Source organism: Streptomyces sp. DH10 (assembly GCF_029813805.1).
GTDB classification, from domain to species: domain Bacteria; phylum Actinomycetota; class Actinomycetes; order Streptomycetales; family Streptomycetaceae; genus Streptomyces; species Streptomyces coeruleofuscus.
Genome location: NZ_JARVKU010000015.1, coordinates 1 through 23,090 on the forward strand (window position 1 = coordinate 1; position 23,090 = coordinate 23,090).

Annotated in this window: 22 protein-coding genes; 13 read left to right on the forward strand and 9 right to left on the reverse strand. The window is 71.5% G+C overall.

Going from position 1 to position 23,090, the window contains the following annotated elements:
* Nucleotides 1-144 precede the first annotated feature (144 nt).
* Entirely contained in the window at nucleotides 145-1,779 is a 1,635-nt protein-coding gene (locus QC385_RS27575; RefSeq protein ID WP_279544084.1) for a DUF3152 domain-containing protein, read from the reverse strand.
* An 8-nt stretch (nucleotides 1,780-1,787) separates the two neighbouring features.
* Nucleotides 1,788-2,822, reverse strand: a complete 1,035-nt coding sequence (locus QC385_RS27580) for an alpha/beta fold hydrolase (RefSeq protein ID WP_279544085.1) — start codon at nucleotides 2,820-2,822, stop codon at nucleotides 1,788-1,790.
* A 302-nt stretch (nucleotides 2,823-3,124) separates the two neighbouring features.
* Here QC385_RS27580 and QC385_RS27585 point away from each other — a divergent pair, with 302 nt between their 5' ends.
* The 4 genes from QC385_RS27585 (at nucleotide 3,125) to QC385_RS27600 (ending at nucleotide 5,038) form a co-directional block, all read left to right on the forward strand.
* Nucleotides 3,125-3,349, forward strand: a complete 225-nt coding sequence (locus QC385_RS27585; protein WP_279544086.1) for a hypothetical protein — start codon at nucleotides 3,125-3,127, stop codon at nucleotides 3,347-3,349.
* 207 nt (nucleotides 3,350-3,556) lie between these two features.
* Nucleotides 3,557-4,204, forward strand: a complete 648-nt coding sequence (locus QC385_RS27590) for a TetR/AcrR family transcriptional regulator (RefSeq protein ID WP_020269805.1) — start codon at nucleotides 3,557-3,559, stop codon at nucleotides 4,202-4,204.
* A gap of 135 nt (nucleotides 4,205-4,339) precedes the next feature.
* Nucleotides 4,340-4,567, forward strand: a complete 228-nt coding sequence (locus tag QC385_RS27595) for a DUF3107 domain-containing protein (RefSeq protein ID WP_086604288.1) — start codon at nucleotides 4,340-4,342, stop codon at nucleotides 4,565-4,567.
* A gap of 201 nt (nucleotides 4,568-4,768) precedes the next feature.
* The gene (locus QC385_RS27600) at nucleotides 4,769-5,038 is read left to right on the forward strand and encodes a hypothetical protein (RefSeq protein ID WP_279544087.1); all 270 of its coding nucleotides are present in this window, start codon (nucleotides 4,769-4,771) and stop codon (nucleotides 5,036-5,038) included.
* A 103-nt stretch (nucleotides 5,039-5,141) separates the two neighbouring features.
* On the opposite strand, the gene QC385_RS27605 is transcribed toward QC385_RS27600, so the two are convergent.
* Nucleotides 5,142-5,897 (reverse strand): ferritin-like fold-containing protein, encoded by a 756-nt coding sequence (locus tag QC385_RS27605; protein ID WP_279544088.1) that lies wholly within the window; start codon nucleotides 5,895-5,897, stop codon nucleotides 5,142-5,144.
* A 476-nt stretch (nucleotides 5,898-6,373) separates the two neighbouring features.
* On the opposite strand from QC385_RS27605, the gene QC385_RS27610 reads away from it, so the two are divergent.
* A complete protein-coding gene (locus QC385_RS27610) occupies nucleotides 6,374-9,136 on the forward strand; it encodes a DEAD/DEAH box helicase (protein WP_279544089.1) in 2,763 nt (920 codons plus the stop codon).
* A 121-nt stretch (nucleotides 9,137-9,257) separates the two neighbouring features.
* Nucleotides 9,258-10,145, forward strand: a complete 888-nt coding sequence (locus QC385_RS27615) for an alpha/beta fold hydrolase (protein WP_279544090.1) — start codon at nucleotides 9,258-9,260, stop codon at nucleotides 10,143-10,145.
* Nucleotides 10,146-10,188: 43 nt separating this feature from the next.
* Here the strand turns inward: QC385_RS27615 and QC385_RS27620 are convergent, their stop codons facing one another.
* Nucleotides 10,189-11,082: an NYN domain-containing protein gene (locus QC385_RS27620; RefSeq protein WP_279544091.1), complete on the reverse strand. Its 894-nt coding sequence runs from the start codon at nucleotides 11,080-11,082 to the stop codon at nucleotides 10,189-10,191.
* 204 nt (nucleotides 11,083-11,286) lie between these two features.
* Between QC385_RS27620 and QC385_RS27625 the strand changes: the two genes are divergently transcribed.
* The gene (locus QC385_RS27625; RefSeq protein ID WP_167337993.1) at nucleotides 11,287-11,463 is read left to right on the forward strand and encodes a hypothetical protein; all 177 of its coding nucleotides are present in this window, start codon (nucleotides 11,287-11,289) and stop codon (nucleotides 11,461-11,463) included.
* Nucleotides 11,464-11,540: 77 nt separating this feature from the next.
* On the forward strand, nucleotides 11,541-13,688 hold the full coding sequence (locus QC385_RS27630; protein ID WP_279544092.1) for a trypsin-like serine peptidase: 2,148 nt from the start codon (nucleotides 11,541-11,543) through the stop codon (nucleotides 13,686-13,688).
* A gap of 12 nt (nucleotides 13,689-13,700) precedes the next feature.
* On the opposite strand, the gene QC385_RS27635 is transcribed toward QC385_RS27630, so the two are convergent.
* The 3 genes from QC385_RS27635 to QC385_RS27645 all read right to left on the reverse strand — a co-directional run bounded on the left by QC385_RS27635 (nucleotide 13,701) and on the right by QC385_RS27645 (nucleotide 16,082).
* Entirely contained in the window at nucleotides 13,701-14,306 is a 606-nt protein-coding gene (locus tag QC385_RS27635) for a MarC family protein (RefSeq protein WP_279544093.1), read from the reverse strand.
* A 170-nt stretch (nucleotides 14,307-14,476) separates the two neighbouring features.
* Nucleotides 14,477-15,334: a PHP domain-containing protein gene (locus tag QC385_RS27640; RefSeq protein WP_279544094.1), complete on the reverse strand. Its 858-nt coding sequence runs from the start codon at nucleotides 15,332-15,334 to the stop codon at nucleotides 14,477-14,479.
* Between the two features lie 106 nt (nucleotides 15,335-15,440).
* Nucleotides 15,441-16,082, reverse strand: a complete 642-nt coding sequence (locus tag QC385_RS27645) for a DUF6758 family protein (RefSeq protein WP_086847261.1) — start codon at nucleotides 16,080-16,082, stop codon at nucleotides 15,441-15,443.
* Nucleotides 16,083-16,241: 159 nt separating this feature from the next.
* Here QC385_RS27645 and QC385_RS27650 point away from each other — a divergent pair, with 159 nt between their 5' ends.
* Nucleotides 16,242-17,465, forward strand: coding sequence for an MFS transporter (locus QC385_RS27650; RefSeq protein WP_279544095.1), 1,224 nt, complete (start codon nucleotides 16,242-16,244; stop codon nucleotides 17,463-17,465).
* Nucleotides 17,466-17,495: 30 nt separating this feature from the next.
* Here the strand turns inward: QC385_RS27650 and QC385_RS27655 are convergent, their stop codons facing one another.
* On the reverse strand, nucleotides 17,496-18,080 hold the full coding sequence (locus QC385_RS27655) for a suppressor of fused domain protein (protein WP_279544096.1): 585 nt from the start codon (nucleotides 18,078-18,080) through the stop codon (nucleotides 17,496-17,498).
* 459 nt (nucleotides 18,081-18,539) lie between these two features.
* Between QC385_RS27655 and QC385_RS27660 the strand changes: the two genes are divergently transcribed.
* On the forward strand, nucleotides 18,540-19,655 hold the full coding sequence (locus QC385_RS27660; protein ID WP_184987802.1) for a magnesium and cobalt transport protein CorA: 1,116 nt from the start codon (nucleotides 18,540-18,542) through the stop codon (nucleotides 19,653-19,655).
* Nucleotides 19,656-19,678: 23 nt separating this feature from the next.
* On the forward strand, nucleotides 19,679-20,191 hold the full coding sequence (locus QC385_RS27665; RefSeq protein ID WP_279544097.1) for a hypothetical protein: 513 nt from the start codon (nucleotides 19,679-19,681) through the stop codon (nucleotides 20,189-20,191).
* A gap of 4 nt (nucleotides 20,192-20,195) precedes the next feature.
* Here QC385_RS27665 and QC385_RS27670 read toward each other — a convergent pair whose 3' ends face one another.
* Entirely contained in the window at nucleotides 20,196-20,951 is a 756-nt protein-coding gene (locus QC385_RS27670; RefSeq protein ID WP_279544098.1) for a hypothetical protein, read from the reverse strand.
* Between the two features lie 225 nt (nucleotides 20,952-21,176).
* Here QC385_RS27670 and QC385_RS27675 point away from each other — a divergent pair, with 225 nt between their 5' ends.
* Nucleotides 21,177-22,463, forward strand: a complete 1,287-nt coding sequence (locus tag QC385_RS27675) for a magnesium transporter MgtE N-terminal domain-containing protein (RefSeq protein ID WP_279544099.1) — start codon at nucleotides 21,177-21,179, stop codon at nucleotides 22,461-22,463.
* A complete protein-coding gene (locus QC385_RS27680; protein WP_279544100.1) occupies nucleotides 22,453-23,052 on the forward strand; it encodes a DUF1003 domain-containing protein in 600 nt (199 codons plus the stop codon). Before QC385_RS27675 ends, QC385_RS27680 begins: the two co-directional genes overlap by 11 nt.
* Nucleotides 23,053-23,090 lie beyond the last annotated feature (38 nt).

The following is a 23,090-nucleotide window of genomic DNA, read 5'->3' on the forward strand; positions in this document are numbered from 1 at the left end:
CGGTTGTCCGTCGCGCCACCAAAAGGGGTGAACGGTCGTAACTTTCCCGTGCGGATCGCGTTCCGTCGCGCTAGGAGATCAGCCGGACACGGATCGTCATGCTGCGGCCGACTAGACGCGTTACGCGTCGCTCCTGTGACGCCGTCAGTTTCCGGGATACGCCCAGGGATTGGCCCGGCAGCGGATGCCGTCGTGGTCGAGGAACTTGGTCTGCTGCTGCATGACCGGGGCGAGGCCGCCGTCCTTGTCGCAGGTGACGTGGCCGTAGCCGAGCCGGTGACCGACCTCGTGGTTGATCAGCATCTGCCGGTAGGCGTGGATCTTGTCGCCGTACGTCTCCGAGCCCTGCGCCCACCGGTAGGCGTTGATCATCACGCGCTCGGTGGCGGCCGAGTCGCAGGAGACGTTGTCCACGGTGGTGTCCAGACCGGACTTGGCGCACCATTCGGCGGTCGTGCCGGGGCTGGCGAGCGTGATCACGAAGTCTGGCTTGCCGGAGTAGATCCGCTCGAAGGTGCGTGCGCCGTTGTGGGCCCAGCTGCGCTGGTCGTTGAGCGTCTTCTGCACGGCCTCGGCGAACAGCTCGGCGTCGAGCCCGAGTCCCTGCTCCACGTCCACGCGATAGGTGAATTTCTGCCCCGTACCCGGCCCTGTGGCGATTCCGGGCACGGCGTCGAACTTGCCCGAGCCCTTGAACGTGGCGCCGAGCGGATAGGTCTTGCCCATCTTCTCGTCGTACGTCAGCGGCTTCGCGCCGGCGTGCGGTGCGGGCGCCGGCCCGTCCGCGCGGGACGAGGGGTCCCGGAGGTCGCGGGCCTGATCGGTGGCGGACTGCGACTGCACATCGGCGCCACCGGGGTCGTCGGTGACCTGACCGGCGACGATCACGGCCAGCACGGTGGTCACGGCGGCAGCCGCGATGCCGGTGAACGTACGGCCCTTGGCGCCCTTGACCGGCGCGGGTGCGCCGGTGGGCGCCGCGTCGTCATCGTCGTCGGAGCGGATGCCGGCCGGGGCGCCCGCGTTCCAGTCCGTGACGGAGGCGTAGGCGTCCGCCGCGTGTGCGGAGGCGGGCGTACGGGGTGCGAAGACGTCGTCCTCCTCGTCGAAGGCCTTGATGTACTCCTGCCGCGGGGCGGGCACGGAAGCCCGCCGCTGCCGCGGTATGGGAGCACCGCCAACGGCCCTCAAATCGCCCCAGCCACCTCCGGATTCCCGCTGCTCGGGATGGCCTCCACGCGCTTGCGGAAAGCCGTGCGCGGGAGTGCCGTGCGCCGGAGTCCCGTCGGGAACCCGGGGCACGCCGCGCGCGGGGGTACCGTCCAAAAGCCGCGGAACGCCGTGCGCGGGAGTCCCGTCGGCAAGCCGCGGAACACCCTGCGCGGGAGTCCCGTCGGGCAGGCGCGGAACAGCGCGCGCCGGCGTGCCGTCGGGAAAGCGGGGCAGCCCCCGCGCCGGGGTGCCGTCGGGCAGGCGCGGAGCCCCGTGCACGGGCGTGCCGTCCGGCAGCCAGCCGTCCGGAAGACGCGGCATCCCGTGCGCGGGCGTCCCGTCCATCGGCGCGGGCCGAGGCCCCGGCGTCCGGTGAGGGCCCGCACCCGGCGGCGGCCAGCCGCCCGGCGAGGCGCCGCGGGGCGGGGCCGTCCGGCCTTCCCGGCTCGTGCCCGGCGCCTGACCCTGCTCCGGTTGCTGTCCCGACCCGGCCCGACCGTTCCGTACTGCGGTTGTGTCCGCGGTGTCACCCTTGGCGACCGGCCCACGGCGGCTGTGGCGTCCCACGTCGCGCCTCAGCCCCCCATGCTCTCGTCGGTTTCTGCTTCGTCGACAACCTCGTCCGCGCGAGCCTTCCTCGCTCGCCGTTCGCCCGACTCCCCCGCGTCTTCGAGGAGTTCACGAAATGCCATGGCCACCGTCTCCGGGTACTCCATCATGGCCACGTGCCCCGCGTCCGGCAATGTCACCAGCCGCGAGTCGCGGTACGCCCGGGCCGCCCTCTGGGCCATCCGGAAGCCGACCAGTTGGTCACGGCCACCGTAGACGAGGAGGGTCGGCGCGAGAACCCGTTCGGCCTGGCGCCACAGTCCCTGCTGGCCACCCAGCGTGTACGCGTTGACGATCCCGCGCGCGGAACGCGCCATCGCGTCCCAGAAGTACGGTAGCCGCAGCCGCCGCTCCATCTCGTGCACGGCATTGCTGAATCCTTCCGGCGTCACCCGCCCCGGATCCCCGTAGCACAGCGCCATCACCCCACGGACGCGCTGCTCCGCCGTCCAGTCCCGGGTCAGCCGGGTGAAGAGCGGCGCGACACCGGGCACCGCCAGCAGCGCTGTGGGCACGGCGGTGCGCTGCACTCGGATCTCGGGCAGAGCGGGCGACACGAGCGTGAGCGTACGGACCAGATCGGGCCGTACCGCGGCGACACGGGTGGTGATGGCGCCACCGAGCGAGTTCCCGAACAGGTGCACGGGCCCGCGACCGGTGGCGTCGAGGTACCGGATGACGGCACGCGCGTGCCCCGTGACCGAGTAGTCGCCGTCGTCCGGCGGCGGGGAGTCGCCGAAGCCCGGCAGATCGAGGGCCTCGCTGTCGACGACGTCGTCCAACAGCTGCATCAGCGCCGACCAGTTCTGCGAGGAACCCCCGAGTCCGTGCACGTACAGCGCGGGAGCCGGCCCCTTGCGCGCGGGAGGCCTCGACCGCACCGTCAGCGTGATCCCGGGCAGCTCGACCGACCTCAGCCGCTCACCCTCGGCAACCCTGACGGTCCCCACCTTCGGCAGCACATTGGCGGGCGGCACGAAGGGCAGCTCGGTCGAAGACATGCGGCAATGTTACGAGACGATCACGTAGTGGCTCATGTGTTCGCCATCACAGGAATCGGCCATGCGGGGCGGGCGCATGAGGCGGACACGGGGAAGGCGCGGGAGAGCGGAAAGACATCCGAGCACGGGGTGGCACGGGGGAAAAGCAGGGCACATGAGAAGCACTCGACGGGATGCGCACTGCGTCACGTCCCGGACGCGGATCGCATAGCGTCCGGATCGGGTGTCTCCTAGGCTCGTAGAGAGGGCACCCGCGTGTGGCCCCTGCATTCCCAGGGACGTTCGTAGGAAGGGAGCCCAGCATGGCCGTAGATCCCACAGACCCGGAGACGTTCGAGGCCGAGGAGGCGCCGGAGGCGCCCGAGTACGACGTCGAGGCCCCCGAGGTGGACGCCGTCGAGCAGCACACGGACGTCGCACCGAACCGCGACGACCCGCTGCCCCGCGTCGACCCCGACCGTGCCAATGAGGCCGACCTGGTGGAGCAGGCCCGGATCGTCTCCCTCGACGAGGACGACTACCGGTGACGCACGCCGCCGGGTGGCGACAGGGAGCATCACCGAGCAGGAAAGGAGCCGCATTTTGCCCGCTCTGACCCTGTTTGAAACCTTCTCAACCGCTTTCGTAACCGTCCGGTCCGTGAAATTCTGCGTTCTCACCGCGCACACCACGGTTACCGAAAAGTACGATGGCGACGCGGCCAGATCCGCACATGGACGAACATGGGAGGCGGCGTGACAGCCATCGAGCAGACAGAGGCGGTTCGCCCGCGGGGCACTCGCCTGCCGCGCCGTGCCCGACGGAACCAGCTCCTGGGTGCCGCCCAGGAGGTCTTCGTGGCCCAGGGCTACCACGCGGCCGCGATGGACGACATCGCGGAGCGCGCCGGAGTCAGCAAGCCGGTGCTCTACCAGCACTTCCCGGGCAAGCTCGACCTCTACCTCGCGCTGCTGGACCAGCACTGCGAGTCGCTCATCCAGGCCGTACGGAACGCGCTGGCGTCGACCACCGACAACAAGCAGCGCGTCCGGGCGACGATGGACGCCTACTTCGCGTACGTCGAGGACGACGGCGGCGCCTTCCGCCTGGTCTTCGAGTCGGACCTGACCAACGAGCCCGCCGTGCGCGAGCGCGTCGACAAGGTCACGAACGAGTGTGCGGAGGCGATCTGCGACGTCATCGCCGAGGACACGGGCCTGTCGCGCGCGGAGTCGATGCTGCTCGCCTCGGGGCTGGGCGGCCTCGCCCAGGTGGTGGCCCGGTCCTGGCTGCACAGCGACCGCAGCGTGCCGCGCGACCAGGCCGTACAGCTGCTCGCCTCGCTCGCGTGGCGCGGCATCGCGGGCTTCCCGCTGCACGGAACCGACCAGCAGCACCACTGACGGCCGCCTTGTTCCCGCCCGCTGTTCGCTCGTGGCGTTCTCGGGCGGAGCATGCCGGTCCTCTCACCGGGCTAATGTGTGCTGCGTACGGCGCGGAAGGTCGCGCACATCACTGACCGTCGGAGGGACATAGCCGTGGAGGTCAAGATCGGCGTGCAGCACGCGCCCCGCGAGATCGTTCTGGAGAGCGGTCAGAGTGCCGAGGAGGTCGAGCGGGCGGTGTCCGAGGCGCTGGCCGGGAAGTCGGCGCTGCTGACCCTCGTGGACGAGCACGGCCGCAAGGTCCTGGTCCCGGCCGACCGTCTCGCGTACGTCGAGCTCGGTGAGCCGGCCCCGCGCAAGGTGGGCTTCGGCGCTCTGTAGGCGCATGTGCGGAACGGGGCGGGGCGGCTGTCGGCCGACCCGCCCCGTTCGCGTTCCCTCTTCTCCGCGGCACCCCGTGCGGCACACGGGTTCCGCCACGGATGGAGCACGGTTCGCCCCCAGAGGTGGATTGGATTCCGCAGGTCAGGGGTATGACGGGGTACGACCGATTCGGGCAGGCCATGTGGGAGGGACCCCGACATGCTCCTGGAAGCGCTGAGTTCCGCGATCCTGGGCCTGGCCCTGGCATGGGCGGCCACGCATCGCCTGGCACACCGCCTCCCGTCCCGGCCCCTGGTGCTGTCGACCGGCGTGGCCGGCGCCCTCTTCGGGGCCTTCGTCATGCACAGCGCGCTGGACGCCGGGCACTGGCTGCTGGTGCTGCTCGGCGCGGTGGTCGTCTCGGTGGCGTCGCTGTCGCTGCTGCTGCGCCCCGCGGGGCGCCTGCGCCGACGATCAGCGACGGCGTAACCGCGGCCGACCGGGCGCGGTGACCTGCGCGCCCCGCCGGCAACGGACCGCAGCCGCGACACGGCCGGAACCCCTCGGCGCCCGCCGCCGCTGCGCAAGAGCGCTACGCGGCCAGACCGAGCGCAGCCATCCGCTTGGTGTGCGCCTCGGTGATCCGGGAGAACATCTTGCCGACCTCGGCGAGGTCGAAGCCGTCCGCGACACCGCCCACCAGCATGGTCGACAGCGCGTCCCGCTCGGCGACCACCCGCTGGGACTGCGACAGGGCCTCGCCCATCAGCCGCCGCGCCCACAGCGCGAGCCGCCCGCCCACCCGCGGGTCCGCGTCGATCGCGGCACGCACCTTCTCCACGGCGAAGCCGCCGTGCCCGGTGTCGTCGAGCACGGCCAGCACCAGACCGCGGGAGTCGGAGTCGAGCCGGGCGGCGACCTCCCGGTAGAAGTCGCTGGCGATGGAGTCGCCGACGTAGGCCTTGACGAGGCCCTCCAGCCAGTCCGAGGGGGCCGTCTGCTTGTGGAAGCCGTCGTAGGCCGCGACGAACGGCTCCATCGCCCGCGTCGGCTCCTCCCCGATCTCGGCGAGCCGGTCGCGCAGCCTCTCGAAGTGGTGGAACTCGGCCGACGCCATCTTCGCCAGCTCCGCCTTGTCCTCCAGCGTCGGCGCCAGTTTGGCGTCCTCCGCGAGACGTTCGAACGCCGCCAGCTCCCCGTACGCGAGCGCGCCGAGCAGGTCCACGACCGCGGCGCGGTACTGCGGGTCGGCGGAGGCCGTCGCCCAGTCCCGGGCGGCGACTCCGGTGTGTCCGGCCGGGGTGGCGGTGGTGTCCGAGGCGTTCTCAGGCTTGTCAGAGCTCGTCATGAAGCGCACAATAGCCCGCCCGTCGGGAGGCGTAAGGCCCTGGTCAATCAGTGTGACGACGACTACGTGACCAAATCGGCCATCACATGTGCGGGATTCCGGGGTATGGTGGTAATGCGCCTGCTGGTACGTCGACGTACCTCGACAGGCCGCACGTATGAGGATGCCCGGTCGGTGGCCCGATCGGCTCCGACCCGACAGCCCTCTCCGGTCGTACGGCACTGTGCGTACGAGACCCGGAGGGGACACCCTCAGCGGCATGAGCGCTAGAGCGTCGGCGCGGTCCCGTGCTCTACGGCCGCCCGTAGGCAGCCGACGTCCCCGGCACGGTCCGACAAGACCCCGCGCTCGCCTCGCGCCGCCCACACAGAAGAGGCAGCACCCTGACTACGACGTTCCGAGAGCTCGGGATCCTTCCCGAGACGGCCGAGGCCCTGGAGGCCGTCGGCATCACCACCGCCTTCCCCATCCAGGAGATGACGCTTCCCGTGGCCCTTTCGGGCTCGGACGTCATCGGTCAGGCCAAGACCGGCACCGGCAAGACGCTGGGCTTCGGCCTCCCGCTCCTCGAGCGCGTCACCGTCCCCGCCGACGTCGAGGCCGGACGCGCCCAGCCCGAGGACCTCACCGATGCCCCGCAGGCGCTCGTCGTCGTCCCCACGCGCGAGCTGTGCACGCAGGTCACCAACGACCTGCTGACCGCGGGCAAGGTGCGCAACGTGCGCGTCCTCGCGATCTACGGCGGCCGGGCCTACGAGCCCCAGGTCGACGCCCTGAAGAAGGGCGTCGACGTGGTCGTCGGCACCCCGGGCCGGCTGCTCGACCTCGCCGGGCAGAAGAAGCTGAACCTGAAGCACGTCAGGTGCCTGGTCCTCGACGAGGCCGACGAGATGCTCGACCTGGGCTTCCTGCCCGACGTCGAGAAGATCATCAACATGCTGCCGGTCCGGCGCCAGACGATGCTGTTCTCGGCGACCATGCCGGGCGCGGTCATCGGACTGGCCCGCCGCTACATGTCGCAGCCCACGCACATCAGCGCCACGTCGCCGGACGACGCGGGCAAGACGGTCGCGAACACCAAGCAGTACGTCTACCGCGCGCACAACATGGACAAGCCGGAGATGGTCGCGCGCATACTGCAGGCCGACCACCGGGGACTGGTCATGGTCTTCTGCCGTACGAAGCGCACCGCGGCGGACCTCGCCGACCAGCTCCAGCAGCGCGGCTTCGCGTCCGGCGCGGTCCACGGCGACCTCGGCCAGGGCGCCCGCGAGCAGGCCCTGCGGGCCTTCCGCAACGGCAAGGTGGACGTCCTCGTCTGCACCGACGTCGCCGCCCGCGGCATCGACGTCGAGGGCGTGACGCACGTCATCAACTACCAGTCGCCGGAAGACGAGAAGACGTACCTGCACCGCATCGGCCGTACCGGCCGCGCGGGCGCCAAGGGCATCGCGATCACGCTCGTCGACTGGGACGACATCCCGCGCTGGCAGCTCATCAACAAGGCGCTGGACCTGGGCTTCAACGACCCGCCGGAGACGTACTCCACGTCCCCGCACCTCTACGCCGACCTCGGCATCCCCCAGGGCACGAAGGGCGTCCTGCCGCGCTCGGAGCGCAAGCGTGCCGGGCTGGCCGCGGAGGAGCTGGAGGACCTGGGCGAGACGGGCGGCCGGGGGCCGCGCGGGCGCGGCGGCCGCGGTCGTGGCGGCCGGGACGAGTCCCCGTCGGCCGACCGCGAGCGTTCGGAACGTACGCCTCGGCGCCGCCGCCGCATGCGGGGCGGGACGCCGCTGGACGGAGCGCCGGAGTCCACCGGCACCGCCACTGCCGACACCACGGCCACGGGCGGCTCCTCCGAGGCGGAGGCCGTCTCGGCTCCGCGCACCCCGCGTCGCCGTCGCCGCACCCGCGGCGGTGCCTCTGCCGAGTCGGCGCCGGTCACGGCTGTCGAGTCCCCCGCGTCCGAGCCGGCGGAGAGCGCCGTAGCGACGGCGGAGGGCACGAGCACCGAGGCGGGGACGTCGCGGCGGCGCCGTACGCGCAGGTCGGAGACGCCGGCGGTGGAGGCCGAGGCCGCGGTGACGCCGTCGGCCGCCGCGGACGCCCCGGCGGAGGCGGAAGCCGCGCCGGTCGTGGCCGCCCCGGTGGCCGACCAGCCCGAGGCTCCCGCGTCCAGGCCGCGCCGCCGCACCCGCAGGACCACGGCTGCCACCGCGGCCGAGTCGGCGCTCGACACGGCCGAGGGGACCACCGAGTCCGCGCCTGAGCCGACGGAGACGAAGCCGCGGCGCACCCGCAGGACGGCTGCCGACTCCGCGACCCCTGCCGCTCCGGACGAGGCCGCTGAGACCAAGCCGCGCCGCACGCGCAAGGCGACCGCCGCAGCGGAGGACGCCGTCGACACGGCCGAGGCCGCCGCGGCCAAGCCCCGGCGTACGCGCAAGGCAGCGGCAGCGGCGGAGGACGCCGCCGGCGAGGCGCAGGCCACCGAGCCCAAGCCCCGCCGCACGCGGAAGACCACCGCAGCCGCCGAAGCCGCAGCCGACACCGCCGAAGGCACGGAGGCCAAGCCGCGCCGCACGCGCAAGACGGCCGCAGCCGTGGCGGAGGACGCCGTCGACACGGCCGACACCACCGAGGCCAAGCCCCGCCGCACGCGGAAGACCGCCGCAGCCGCCGAAGCCGCGGCCGACACCGCCGAAGGCACGGAGGCCAAGCCGCGCCGCCGCACCCGCAAGGCCGTCGACGCCGCCGAGCCCGCCGAGTCCGTCGCCGCCGGGATCCCGGCCCAGACGGCTCAGGAGCCGGAGGCCGCCGAGGCCAAGCCGCGGCGTGCCCGCAAGGCGACGGCCAAGGCCGAGGCGAGCGTCGACACGGCCGAGGCGGCCGAGGCGAAGCCGCGCCGTACGCGGAAGACGGCCGCCGCGACCGCGGAGGCCGAGACCGCCGAGGCCAAGCCCCGCCGCACGCGGAAGACCGCCGCAGCCGCCGAGGCCGCGGCCGACACCGCCGAAGGCACGGAGGCCAAGCCGCGCCGCCGCACCCGCAAGGTCACCGAGCCCGCCGACATCCCGGCTCAGGCCGGGCAGGAGCCGGAGGCCGCCAAGCCGCGTCGCACGCGGAAGACCGCGACGGCCGCAGCCTCCGCCGAGGTCGCGGACGACGCGGCCGAGGCGAAGCCGAGGGCCCGCCGCGCCCGCAAGGCCACGGCCGGCGCGGAGCCCACGGAGGGCTGACACTCTCCCCGTTGGCCCGGCCCCACCCGCGTGGTGGGGCCGGGCCATCGGCATTCCCGAGCGCGTCCCGCCCCTCGTCCTTGTCGCCCGTCGCCCCGCCCCCACCCGCTACCCTCACCCCGTGACCAGGCAAGCCACCTTCACCCCGCCCCCGGGCGCCCGCGCCTACCTCCTGCCCACGGCCCGCGGGGAGTTCGCCGTCGTCGACTCGCCGCCGACGGCGGAGGCGGGAGCCAGGGGGGTCGTCCTGATGCTGCCCGGATTCACCGGGAGCAAGGAGGACTTCCGCCTGCTCCACGAGCCGCTCGCGGAGCGGGGATACCGGGTCGTCGCGGTGGACGGGCGGGGGCAGCACGAGTCGGACGGGCCCCTGGACGACGAATCCGCCTACGCCCAGCGGGAACTGGCCCGGGACGTGCTCGCGCAGGCAGAGGCGCTCGGCGTGCCCGTACACCTCGTCGGGCACTCGCTCGGCGGACAGATCGCTCGTGCGGCCGTGCTGCTCGACCACTCCCCCTTCCTCTCCCTCACCCTGATGTCGTCCGGCCCGGCGCAGATCTCCGTCTCCCAGCAGCAGCGCGTGAAGCTGCTGCGCGACGCGCTCGCCGTGCTGTCGATGGAGGAGGTGTGGGAGGCCATCCAGGCCATGGGGCCGCCGGAGGAGGTCGGCGGGCCCGCCCGCGGTCCCGGCGACCCGGAGCAGTTGCGCCGCCGCTGGCTGGGCCACAGTCCCGCCCAACTCCTCGCGACCGGCCGCCAGTTGTGCACCGAGCCGGACCGCGTCGCCGAACTCGCCGCCGTGCCGCTGCCGTTCCACGTCCTGTCGGGGGCGCACGACGACACCTGGCCGGTGGCGATCCTCGACGACATGGCCGTACGGCTGGACGCGCACCGCACGGTCGTCGCGGGAGCCGAGCACTCCCCGGGCGCCGATCAGCCCCTGCCGACCGCCCAGGCCCTCGCCGACTTCTGGGACGCAACCCACTCGGCCGGAACCCACACGGCCTAGTAACTGCGTCTGGAGATGGCCTAATGCTGCGTCTGGAGACGGCCTAGTACTGCGTCTGGAGGTGGTCCCAGAAGCCGTCCCGCAGCGCACGCCGCAGGTCCGCCTGTCCGCGCAGCGAGTACTGCAACAGGCCCTCCGCCTCCACGAGCAGGTCCTGGTCCACCGAGCCGGGCAGGTAGGGGTGGCCGGGCAGCAGCTCGACCAGCGTGTCCCGGCCGCGGGCCGCCAGCCACTTCGCCGCGATCTGGGCGCCGACGAACCGCACGTCCTCACGGGTGGGCCGGCCCGCGGTCGTCTCGTAGGCGGGGGCAGCGCGGCGGGAGACGTAGGGCTTGAAGAAGTCGAGGTCGAAGGTGCGCTGGCTGTCGACCTCCCACAGGAGGGGCTCCGCCTGGTTGCGCCCCTCCGGCGCCTCGATGCCCCAGAGGTGGACGCGGGCGCCGTACCCCTGGGCCGCCTCCACCGCCGACACCAGGTCCTCGTCGCCGCCGAGCAGGGCCGCGTCGCTGATGGCGCGGTGCCGGGCGAGGGACTCCAGGTCGCTGCGGATGAGTGAGTCGACGCCCTTCTGCTGGTTGTTGGAGTTCAGGTTGCCCAGCCGCACCTTCACGTCCGGCAGCTCCGCGATGCTCTGCTGCTCGGCCGTGTGGATGCGGCGGCGGGCGCCGTCGTACCAGTAGACCCGCAGCAGCCTGCTGTCCGCGAAGATCGTGCGGGCCGTGTCGATGAGCGCGTCGATCAGGCCCTCGGCGTCCAGGTCGAACGCCCGGCGGTCCTCCGTGCCGGCGACGAGCCGTCCCGCGGCCGCGTAGAGGTACCCGGCATCGACGAAGATCGCATGGGTCGAGGGCGTCTTCGCCACCTCGGCGAGCATGCGCTGGAGCAGCTCGTTGGTGCGGTCGATGCGGGCGCTCAGGGCCGCGAGGTCGTCGTTCATCGCCTTCATTGTCCTGGCCGTCACGCTGCGAACACAACTGGTCCCGATCGGTCCCGTAACGACAGTCTTACGACTCAGTAATTAGCAGTTCGAAAAATTTCCTTAGCGTAGGGAATGTTTCAACGGTGCAGTCCTGTTGACTCATATGGAACACCGGGCACCGCTGCCTCGTGGGCCGACCACCAAGTAGTTCTCCTCAGGAGGATGACCAGACGAAGGGAGAAGCCCTTGCGCTTCGAAATCATGCACCTCGACGACGTCGACGGCACGCCCGTGGACACGACCGTCGTGGACGCCGCCTCCGTCAACCGCATCGTTCAGCAGGCCGCCGCCACAGGGCAGCGCCTCTGGATCCGCCCGGCCGGGACCACGGCCTCGTAACGCGCGCCGCTCTCCCACACTTCGAGCCCCCGCACGGCATAGGCCGTGCGGGGGCTTTGCTGTTGCGGACCTCCCTGGTGGGGCGCGTACTGGCTGAGGGGAACGGCGACAGCGAGAGCGAGGCGGTGGACCACATGTCCGTGACGGGCCGGTTGAACGAGGAACTGCACGAGCAGGCCGTGGCCGAGGCCGCGCAGCGGTACGAGGACTCTTCCGCGGAGCGCGAGCGGGTCGAAGGCCGGCTGGCGGCCGGTGTGCGGTTCCCGGACAACCCGGACGCGCTCGCCGTGCGCGCCGAACGGATCCTCGACCGGGGCGGTCTCTCGCCCTCGGCGGTGGTGGCCGACATCCACGGCGAGGCCCTGGACCTGCCCCACACCAACGAACGCATCATCAACCTGTCGAACGAGCTCCAGGCCTGGAGCTTCCTGCCGCGCGGGGTCAGGGCCGGAGCCACGGTCGCCCGGATCACCCTGCGCCGCGACGGCCGTGAGCTTCCGCACGGCACCGGCTTCCTGGTCTCGCCGCGGCTGATGATGACCAACCACCACGTGCTGCCCGACGAGGGCTTCGCCCGCCAGTGCTTCGCGGAGTTCAACGCCCAGGTGACGGTCGACAACGTCCCCGACACCGCCGTCCGCATGGAGCTCGACCCGGGGAGCTTCTTCGCCGCGGACAGGCGGCTGGACTTCGCCCTGGTGGCGGTCACGCCCGCCCTGGACGGCCGTCCGCCGGGCGAGATCTTCGGCTGGAACCGGCTCAGCGTGCAGCTCGGCAAGGTGGTGCTGGGCGAGAAGGTGAACATCATCGGTCACCCGGACGGGCGCCTCAAGGAGATCGTTCTGCGCGACAACTCGGTGCTGGTACGACTGGACGACTTCGTCCACTACCTGGCCGACACGCGCCCCGGAAACTCCGGCTCCCCCGTCTTCAACGACCAGTGGGAGGTCGTGGCCCTCCACCACAGCGGCGTGCCGAAGAAGGACGACCAGGGCCGCGTCCTGCGGAAGGACGGCCAGCCCTGGCGCCAGGGCGACGGCGACGACGCGATCGACTGGGTCGCCAACGAGGGCGTCCGCATCAGCTCGATCCTGAAGCATCTGGCCCGGCTGGACCTCGGCCCCGGGCGCCGCGCGCTGCTGGCCGAGATGGGCCCGGACTCCGGCCTGGACCAGAGCACGGCCGTCCCCGCGCCTCAGCCGGAGAGAATCACGCCGGCCGTACCCGGCGTCACGACCCCGTCGGTCCCCGGCGTCCCGGTGACGGTGACCATGACCGAGAGCGATGCCCGGGCGCGGGGCCCCAAGAAGGGACGCCCGGCCCGCGGCACCGCCTTCGGCGGCCGTCAGCACCTGGTGTTCCTGCACGGCAGGGACCAGCAGGGCAAGGAGCCCGAGGACCTCCGGCGGAGCTGGACGTCCGGCCTGAACCAGGGCCTCACGCTCGCGGCACTGCCCACGGTCGACCCGGAGGACGTGTGGTTCCCGTTCTACGGCACGAGACTGGCCGGCCTCGTGAGCGGCCGGGAGAGCACGGCCCAGGCCGTCGGACTCGACGAGGTGAGCGCCGCCGCTGCCGCCGAGGTCTTCGCCGCCGAATCGCCCACCGGCTCCTACGAGCAGCTGCTGTACGAGGCGGCCGCCCGGGCCGGCATGCCCCAGAACGGTCCGGCGGCCACGGAGGGCTTCGGAGCGGGGCTGGTCGGCGCACTGCACCGGCCGCTGAGCTGGCTCGCCGCCAGATCCGACCTGGACGAGTGGACCATCGCCACGTTCCTGCGGGACGTCGACCTGTACCTCGGTGACAGCTCGGTGCGGCAGGCCGTGCTGGACAGCGTCCTGGAGACGATGCCCGCCACGGGTGAAGTTGTCCTGGTCACGCACAGCCTGGGCACGGTCGTCGGCATGGACCTGCTGACCCGGCTCCCGGACGGCCTCGACCCCGTACTGCTGGTCACCGCGGGCAGCCCGCTCGGCCTGGACGGCGTCAACGAGCGGCTCCTCGCCCGCGGCCCGCACCGGCCGCCCAAGGTGCGCGACTGGGTCAACGTCTGGTGCCCCACCGACGCGGTCGCCGTCGGCTGCCCCCTGGAGGACGAGCGGTGGGGCAAGCTCACGCAGCTGGCCGTCCAGAACGGCCGGGACCGCGCGCACAAGATCGAGGAGTACCTCGCCCACGCGGGACCGGCCAGGGAGATCGGCACGGTACTCACCCGCACCGCGTGACGCGGCGGCCTCTCAGCTGCCCTGGATCACCTGCGTGACCCCGTTGATGATCTGCTGCACGGCGATCGCGGACAGCATCATGCCCGCGAGCCGCGTCACCAGGACCACACCGCCGTCCTTGATGATCCGGATGATCACCAGCGAGTAGCGCATCACCAGCCACAGCACGACGTGGATGGCGAGGATCGCCGTCCACACGGAGATCTGCGTGGCGACCGTGTGGGCCTTCTGCACGGCGAGGATGACCGACACGATCGCCCCCGGCCCGGCCAGCAGCGGCATGCCCAGCGGCACGAGGGCGACGTTGACGTCCTTGGTCTGCTTGGGCTCGTCCGTCTTGCCGGTCAGCAGATCGAGCGCGATCAGCAGAAGCAGCAGCCCGCCCGCGATCATCAGCGCGGGCACGGACACGTGCAGGTAGTTCAGGATCTGATGCCCGAGCAGCCCGAACACGGTGATCACACCACCGGCGACACAGACGGCCTGGAAGGCCATCCGCTTCTGCACCTTGCCGGGCCGTCCGGCGGTGAGCGCGAGGAAGATCGGGGTGATCCCGGGGGGATCCATGATGACGAAGAGGGTCAGGAACAGGGAGCCGAAGACGGCGAGGTCGAACATGACAGCGATGGCCTTGCGAGGTGGGTGAAAGAACGCGGCGGACGGTACTGCCGCTCTGGGCAGGCGTTCCTCTGGGGGTCCCCACAGGCCCTTGAGGCACTTGGGGGAGGAACGGGTGGGCACAGCCGACAGCGCCGGGTGCCTGACAACGGACCTACAGGACGGAAACCTCAGACCCCGCCGGCCCCCGGCACGGGAAACGCCCCGAAGGCCCGCCGCGTGATCTCCCCGTACACCTCGGGATCCGTCGTGTACTCCCCGAGCACACACGTCTTCCGGCTGCCGTGATAGTCGCTGGACCCGGTCACCAGGAGCTCCAGCTCCTTCGCCAGCCCCCGCAGCCGCGCACGCGTGTCCGCGTCGTGGTCCATGTGGTCGACCTCGACGCCGTCGAGCCCGGCCGCGGCCATCTCGGCGATCGCGGCCTCCGGCACCGTACGCCCCCGCTTGCTCGCCCCGGGGTGCGCGAACACCGCGACCCCGCCCGCGCCCTTGATCAGCCGGATCGCCTCGAACGGGTCGGTCTCGTGCTTCTCCACGAAGGCCCGGCCGCCGTCGGCCAGCCAGTCCTGGGTGAAGGCGTCGTTGACGGTGGGCACGACACCCAGCTCGACGAGCGCGGTCGCCACGTGCGGACGCCCGACGGACCCGTCGCCGGCGATCCGCGCCACCTGGTCCCAGGTCACGGGCACGCCCAGCTCCTGAAGCCTGGCGACCATGCCCCGCGCCCGGGGCACCCGGTCGTCCCGGACCAGCTCGCGCTCGGCGAGCAGCGCCGGCTCCTCGGCGTCGAAGAGGTACGCCAGCATGTGCATGCTGATGCCGTCGAGCCGGCAGGACAGCTCGGCTCCGGTGACCAGCGTGAGCCCCTCGGGCAGCGCGGCGATCGCCTCGGCGTGGCCACGGGTGGTGTCGTGATCGGTCAGCGCGACGACGTCCAGCCCGACCGCGGCGGCCTTCCGCACCAGATCGGCGGGAGCGTCCGTACCGTCGGAAGCGGTGGAGTGGGTGTGCAGATCGATACGCACGACGCGGACTCCAGACACGAACGGGACGAACAGGGCTGCTCAAGGATAACCGGACTTTCGCCGACCCCTGTCACACCCGAACCCAGCAAGCGCCCCCTACACAGCCCTACGGCTGAAGCAACCGCGGCGACAGCGCCCCGCAGGGCACCAACTCCACCTCGGCACCGGCCTCCCGCAGATCCGCCAGCACCAGCTCGTCGTACATCAGCAACCCGGACTGCTCCGGCCAGACGACCGCCCACAGCCACATCCCGAGCGCCTCCCCCGCGAACACCGCCCGGTCGTCCGGCGCCCCGGACACATGCCACAACGGCGTGGGACGCCCCGCGGCCAGCACCTTCGCCTGGGCCGGCTTCCCGACGTCGATGTACGGCCCCGGATCCGGACCGTCCATGCCCGCGTACCGCGCACCGAGTCCGACGCCGAGCTCCTCCGCCACCAGGATCAGCTCGCCCATCCCGCCGAGCGGGCCGGGCCCCGTGCAGGCCACGGCCGTGGCGCGGCCGCCCGTGCGGTCGTCCCCCGCGCAGGCCACGCCCGTGAACAGCCAGCCGACCGGCAGCGGCCAGGGCATCCACACCGGCACGTGGGTGCGGTGCACCACGACGTTGAGGGCGTCGACGCTGGGCGGTATCACGGGCTGCACCGGATGGACGGTGCCGTGCACATCGCACTGCCACGAGTCGGAGAAGAGGCCGGGAGCCCTGACCCGGCCACCGCACTTCGGGCAACTGGGTTCGCCCCTCATAGGGCCCCACGGTCCTACCCCGGCCCCGCCGCGTCAAGGACGATCACCCAACCGGACGGAACCCTTCACTCCCACATTAGCTGTAGTTTGCATTAATTAGCCTCTCTAACTTAGTGTGTGTATACACCAACTACTTCCGTCCGGGAAAGGGAGCACGCAATGGACCCCTTCGACGCCGGAGCGGGCGGCCTCCTGAAGCAGCCCAAGTCCGTGTGGGCGACCGCCGGGGCGTCGGTCGTCGCCTTCATGGGCATCGGACTCGTCGACCCGATCCTGCCGTCCATCGCCCAGGGCCTGCACGCCACGACGAGCCAGGTCTCCCTGCTCTTCACCTCGTACTTCCTCATCACCGCCGTCGCGATGCTGGTGACCGGCTTCGTCTCCAGCCGGATCGGCGGCCGGAAGACACTGCTGCTCGGCCTCGCGTTCGTCGTGGTGTTCGCCGGGCTCGCGGGCACCTCCGGATCCGTCGGCGAACTGGTGGGCTTCCGGGCCGGCTGGGGTCTCGGCAACGCGCTGTTCGTCTCGACGGCCCTCGCGGTCATCGTCGGCGCGGCGGCCGGCGGCAGCGCGGCGGCGATCCTGCTGTACGAGTCGGCCCTCGGCCTCGGCATGGCGTGCGGTCCGCTGCTGGGCGCCCTGCTCGGGGACGCCAGCTGGCGCTACCCGTTCTTCGGAACGGCGTTCCTGATGGCGGTCGGCTTCCTGTGCATCACGGTGTTCCTGAAGGAACAGCCCAAGCCGGCCCGCAAGACCTCGCTCCTGGACCCGGTCAGGGCACTGGGCCACGGCGGCCTCGCCTCGGCGGCGGTCTCGGCGTTCTTCTACAACTACACGTTCTTCACCGTGCTGGCCTTCACGCCGTTCGTGCTGAACATGAGCCCGTACCGGTCGGGGGCGGTGTTCTTCGCCTGGGGCGTGCTGCTCGCCGTCTTCTCGGTGATCGTGGCGCCCCGGCTCCAGAAGCGGTTCGGCTCGCTGAAGGTGCTCGGCGGTTCGCTGGTGCTGCTCGCGGCCGACGTCCTCGTGCTCGGCTACGGCGATCACACGACCGCCGTGGTCTGCACGATCCTGTCCGGCGCCTTCATCGGCGTGAACAACACCGTCTACACCGAGCTGGCCCTCGGCGTCTCGGACGCGCCCCGGCCGGTGGCGAGCGCGGGCTACAACTTCGTGCGCTGGTTCGCCGCGGCGGCCGCCCCGTACTTCGCGCCGAAGATCGAGGAGTGGACCGACATCCACATCCCGTTCGTCGTGGCGGCGGTCACCGCGGTCGCGGGCGCACTCGTGGTCGTCGTACGGCGGAAGGCGCTCACGCACGAAGCCGAGGAGCTGGAGCCGAAGCACGCGACCGAGGACGGTGTGGCCGTCTTCGCCAACTGACGCTTTGCAGCCAAGGTTTGGTGAGCTTCCTCACTCCAGCGGGACGGACTTCCGGGACGGATCCCGGAGGTCCGTCCCCTGGTTCAGCCACCGCTCCTGGAGCGCCTGCGCGCCGTGCACGCGCTTCCAGGCGGCCTCGTTCGGGGTCATCGGCAGCAGCGGCAGGAACCGCACGGGGTCGAGGGGCTCGTCGAGCTCCAGGTCCTCGACCAGGCCGCCCGGCTCGGCGACCAGGACCGAGGTGAAGGGAGCGCCGGGCCACAGCGGTTCCCCGACGTCGAGGGAGGCTCCCGGAGCCACGACCAGCCCCTCCACCTGCGGAGACGCGGCGAGCACGGCGAGCGGACGGAGCACCTTGCCGGTGTCGGCCAGCCCGGCTCGCACCGACAGGACCAGCTCGGCGCGCGGACCCTTGACCGGGTCGGCGACCACCGACGTCGGGTCCGTCATGGGGTGCTCGGACATGCCGAGCGTGGCGTAGCGGACGATGTCCTCCTCCTGGAAGCGGAGCACCTCGATACGGTCCGTGCCCAGGAAGGTGACCGCGGCGCGCGCGTCCGGTTCGCCCAGCGCGGTGCGCAAACGGGCTTCGACCAGAGGAAGAACAAGTGCCATGCGGCGAGCATAGAACTCGTCAGTAGCGGGCAAACAAGCGCCTTGACACGTCGGGCGACTGATACTCTTGCCCGGTGGTTCGGGGCAGCACGCAGAAGCGTCGCGATCAAGCCCCGACGCCGAAGGAACTCCCTTACGAGGGACCGGCCGGAGGAGGTGGGACTGCAATGGACCGAAGTCGACCGTGCAGTAGCACCACGCTCTTCCCGCCGCTGACGTAGCTGTTCTGGCTCTGGCTGGTCGCCACCTCTCGCACTCGCCTCACCGCGGAAGAGCGCTTCGTTTCGCTTTGCCTGATCTGCCTCAGAAGCTGAATCAGTAACGAGACTCGCCACCGCGACGGTGCGGTGCTCCCCGCTTTGTGGACGTGCCAAACATCTCGGTCCCAACGTCCTCATTCCGGGTAGTTCCACCTGTCGGGTGCTGCGCCTTTCGTTGCCTGTCGCGAAGGAGCCCGCCATGTCGATGATCCGCGACCTGCGCGCCGTCGTCCGTCCGTCCCGTGTGTCACTGCGCAAGGACGGTGCGACGTACGACGCCACCCGCAGCCCCGCGACGTCCTCCGCCGTCGTCGACTGCGCCGTCTACCGGGACGGCCGCCGCATCGAGACCGAGACCCCGCTGACCCCGCACGAGGCGGTGCGCCTGGCGCGCCGCGACGGCGGCTTCGTGTGGATCGGCCTGCACGAGCCGACCGAGGCCGAATTCTCCGGCATCGCCGGTGAGTTCGGGCTGCACCCGCTGGCCGTGGAGGACGCCGTCCAGGCCCACCAGCGGCCCAAGCTGGAGCGCTACGACGACTCCCTCTTCACGGTGTTCAAGACCATCCACTACGTGGAGCACGACCAGTTCGACGCCAACAGCGAGGTCGTCGAGACCGGCGAGGTCATGTGCTTCACCGGACGGGACTTCTTCATCACCGTCCGGCACGGCGGTCAGGGCTCCCTGCGGGCCCTGCGGCACCGGCTCCAGGACGACCCCGAGCTGCTGTCCAAGGGTCCCTCGGCCGTGCTGCACGCCATCGCCGACCACGTCGTCGACGGTTACATCGCGGTCGCCGACGCCGTGCAGGACGACATCGACGAGGTCGAGACGGAGGTGTTCTCCCCGGGGCGCAAGGGCTCGCCGCGCGGCTCGGACGCCGGACGGATCTACCAACTCAAGCGTGAGGTGCTGGAGTTCAAGCGGGCCGTGTCGCCGCTGCTGCGGCCCATGCAGCTGCTGAGCGAGCGGCCCATGCGGCTGATCGACCCGGACATCCAGAAGTACTTCCGCGATGTCGCCGACCACCTGGCCCGCGTGCAGGAGCAGGTGCTCGGCTTCGACGAGCTGCTCAACTCCATCCTCCAGGCCAACCTCGCGCAGGCGTCCGTGGCGCAGAACGAGGACATGCGCAAGATCACCTCATGGGCCGCGATCATCGCCGTGCCGACGATGGTGTGCGGGGTGTACGGCATGAACTTCGACCACATGCCGGAGCTGCACTGGCGGTACGGCTACCCGGTGATCATGGGCATCACGGTGGTCATCTGCCTGGGCATCCACCGCACGCTGAAGCGGAACGGCTGGCTGTGAACAGCGTGGATAGGCTGGGGGCCATGACAAGCGAGCTGCTCGGCCAGGCCCTCGTCGAGGAGGCCACGAAGAAGTCCGGCCTCGTCTGGGTCCAGGGCCCCGACGGCCCGGCGCGCGCCCTGTGGCACGTGTGGCACGAGGGTGCCGCCTGCCTGGTCGGCGACGGGCCCGGGGAGCAGCCGCTGCCGGGCCTGCCCGACGGGTCCGAGGCCCGGGTGACGGTCCGCAGCAAGGACAAGGGGGGCCGGCTGGTCTCCTGGACGGCCCGGGTCACCCAGCTCGCACCGGGCTCCGAGGCGTGGGACGCGGCGGTCGCCGAGCTCAAGGGCAAGCGGCTGAACGCGCCCGACGGCGAGGCCATGACCGGCCGCTGGGCCCGCGAGTGCCGGGTGCTGCGTCTGGAGCCGACCGGGACGACGGCGCCGCTGCCCGACGATTCCCTGTCCGAGCCGCCGCTGCCGACCCCGGCGATCACCCGCCGGCCGATTCCGGCGGGTCTGCCCCGCCTGCTGCTGAAGAAGCGCAAACGCAAGTGACGGCCTACGACGCCGGCAGCTGCCTGCCGTAGTCCACCGTCTCGTTCTTCTCCGGCTCCCTCAGGGAGAAGTCCTGCCCCCAGGCGGAGAACGTGAGGGTACCCGCCCCACCGGCCCGCTCCAGGCGCAGCGGATACGGCTTGCCCTCCAGGGACACCTCCAGGGTGCCGCCGGAGCCCTTGTCGCCCGAGATGCGGATGGTGCGGATGCCCGCCTGCTCGTCGTGGCCGTCCGTCGCGAGCTTGCCGTGCAGGGTCAGCAGACCGTCGAGGAGGACACCCTTGTCCGTGAAACCGCTGAACTTCTGGTACGAAGGGTCGCCCTGCGGCACCTTCACGAACTTGCCGCCGAGCTTGGACGCCGCGGCGGCGTCCGCCTCGCCGTCCCCGCTCTGGCCCGCGCCATGACTCCAGAACTCCGCGTCGGCCTTGAGGAAGAGATGCTCGCCGACGCGCAGCAGCCGGAAGGTCGCCCCCTCGGAGGTGACCGAGCCCTCGCCGCCGTCGTCCTTCAGCCGCATGTCGAGCGCGTAGGTGTGCTCGCCGCTGACCACGTTCCCGTGCACCCGGACCGCCCCGGCGGACTCGGCGACCGAACGGGTCTTGGCCTGGATCTTCTCGGCGGGCAGTCTGCCGACCCCGTTGGTGCCCTCGTTCGGATCCTCCGCGCAGCCCGTGAGCACCGTTCCGGTCACGGCCAGTGCGCACATCGCGCTCGCGAGTGCGGCACTGTGGTTGCGGCCCTGGCGAATCGGAGTCACGGGTGGGGCTGCCTCTCTGACGGGAGACCTGAACGGCGTACCGCAGGGTACCGGGCACGTGCGGGCAGGTCGGAGCCAGTCCGTCCGGACCGCCCGCCGACGCGCCCCCGATCGGGACGGGCTAGCCTGAAGCCCACCCGAGCGGGCAATTCGGAAGACACAGCGACAAAGACAGGCACGCAGACAGGGACCACGAACCACCCCGCACGAAAAGGAGCCGCGGCCATGGCAGCGGGCGCCCCCCGGATCTTCGTATCGCACCTCTCCGGTGTCGCCGTCTTCGACCCCGCCGGCGATCAGGTGGGGCGTGTCCGCGATCTGGTCGTCATGCTGCGGATGGCGCAGCGGCCGCCGCGGCTGCTCGGCCTCGTCGTCGAACTCGCCACCCGTCGCCGCATCTTCCTGCCGATGACGCGGGTCACCGCCATCCAGTCCGGGCAGATCATCACCACCGGTGTGCTCAACGTCCGGCGCTTCGAGCAGCGGCCCACCGAGCGGCTGGTCTTCGGGGAGTTGCTGGACCGGCGCGTCACGCTCACCGAGACCGGCGAGGAGGTCACCGTCCTCGACCTGTCGGTGCATCAGCTGCCCGCCCGCCGGGAGTGGGAGATCGACCGGGTCTTCGTCCGCAAGGGCCGGAAGCAAAGCGCCTTCCGGCGCGCCAAGGGCGAGGCGCTGACCGTCGAGTGGACCGCCGTCACCGGCTTCTCGCTGGAGGAGCAGGGGCAGGGCGCCGAGAACCTGCTCGCCACGTTCGAGCAGCTGCGCCCCGCCGACCTGGCCAACGTCCTGCACCACCTCTCCCCCAAGCGCCGCGCCGAGGTGGCCGCCGCCCTCGACGACGACCGTCTGGCCGACGTCCTGGAGGAGCTCCCGGAGGACGACCAGATCGAGATCCTCGGCAAGCTGAAGGAGGAGCGCGCCGCCGACGTCCTGGAGGCCATGGACCCCGACGACGCGGCCGACCTGCTGGGCGAGCTGCCGACGGAGGAGCAGGAACGGCTGCTGAGCCTGATGCAACCCGGCGACGCGGCCGACATGCGGCGCCTGATGTCGTACGAGGACCGCACGGCGGGCGGCCTGATGACCACCGAGCCGATCGTGCTGCGCCCCGACGCCACCGTCGCCGACGCCCTCGCCCGCGTGCGCAACCCCGACCTCTCCCCCGCCCTGGCCGCCCAGATCTACGTCTGCCGGCCACCGGACGAGACGCCGACCGGCAAGTACCTCGGCACGGTCCACTTCCAGCGCCTGCTGCGCGAGCCACCGCCCTCCCTGGTCAGCTCGATCCTGGACAGCGACCTGCAACCGCTCGACCCCGACGCGGACCTGCCCGCCATCGCCGGGTTCTTCGCCACGTACGACATGGTCGCGGCGCCCGTGGTCGACGAGTCCGGCTCACTGCTGGGCGCGGTGACCGTGGACGACGTCCTCGACCACATGCTCCCGGAGGACTGGCGGGAGACGGAGTTCCACCTGGACGAGGAGGAGGTCGCGACCGATGGTTCCTGAGCGCGACACCCTGCGCGAGCGCACGCCGTCCGGCTCCACGGCCGCGGGCCGGCCGCGCACCACCCGCCTCGACCAGCCGGGCGTGCCCAGGCGCCGGATCCTGCCCGAGTACGACCCGGAGGCCTTCGGACGGTTCTCGGAACGCATCGCGCGCTTCCTCGGCACCGGACGGTTCCTGGTCTGGATGACGGCCGCCATCATCCTGTGGGTGGCCTGGAACACCCTCGCCCCGCGCGACCTGCGCTTCGACGAGTACCCGTTCATCTTCCTGACCCTGATGCTGTCGCTCCAGGCCTCTTACGCGGCCCCGCTGATCCTGCTCGCGCAGAACCGGCAGGACGACCGCGACCGGGTCAATCTGGAGCAGGACCGCAAGCAGAACGAGCGGTCGATCGCGGACACCGAGTACCTGACCCGCGAGGTCGCGGCCCTGCGCATCGGCCTGGGCGAGGTCGCCACCCGCGACTGGATCCGCTCGGAACTCCAGGACGTGGTCAAGGAACTGGAGGAGCGGCACAACGGCCACCGTCACGGCTCGGTCGTATTCCCGGCGGAACGGTCACCGGGACGTGACGCAGACGACCGCTGACAGCCTTTCCTACGCAACGGTAAGGCGCCGTACCATCG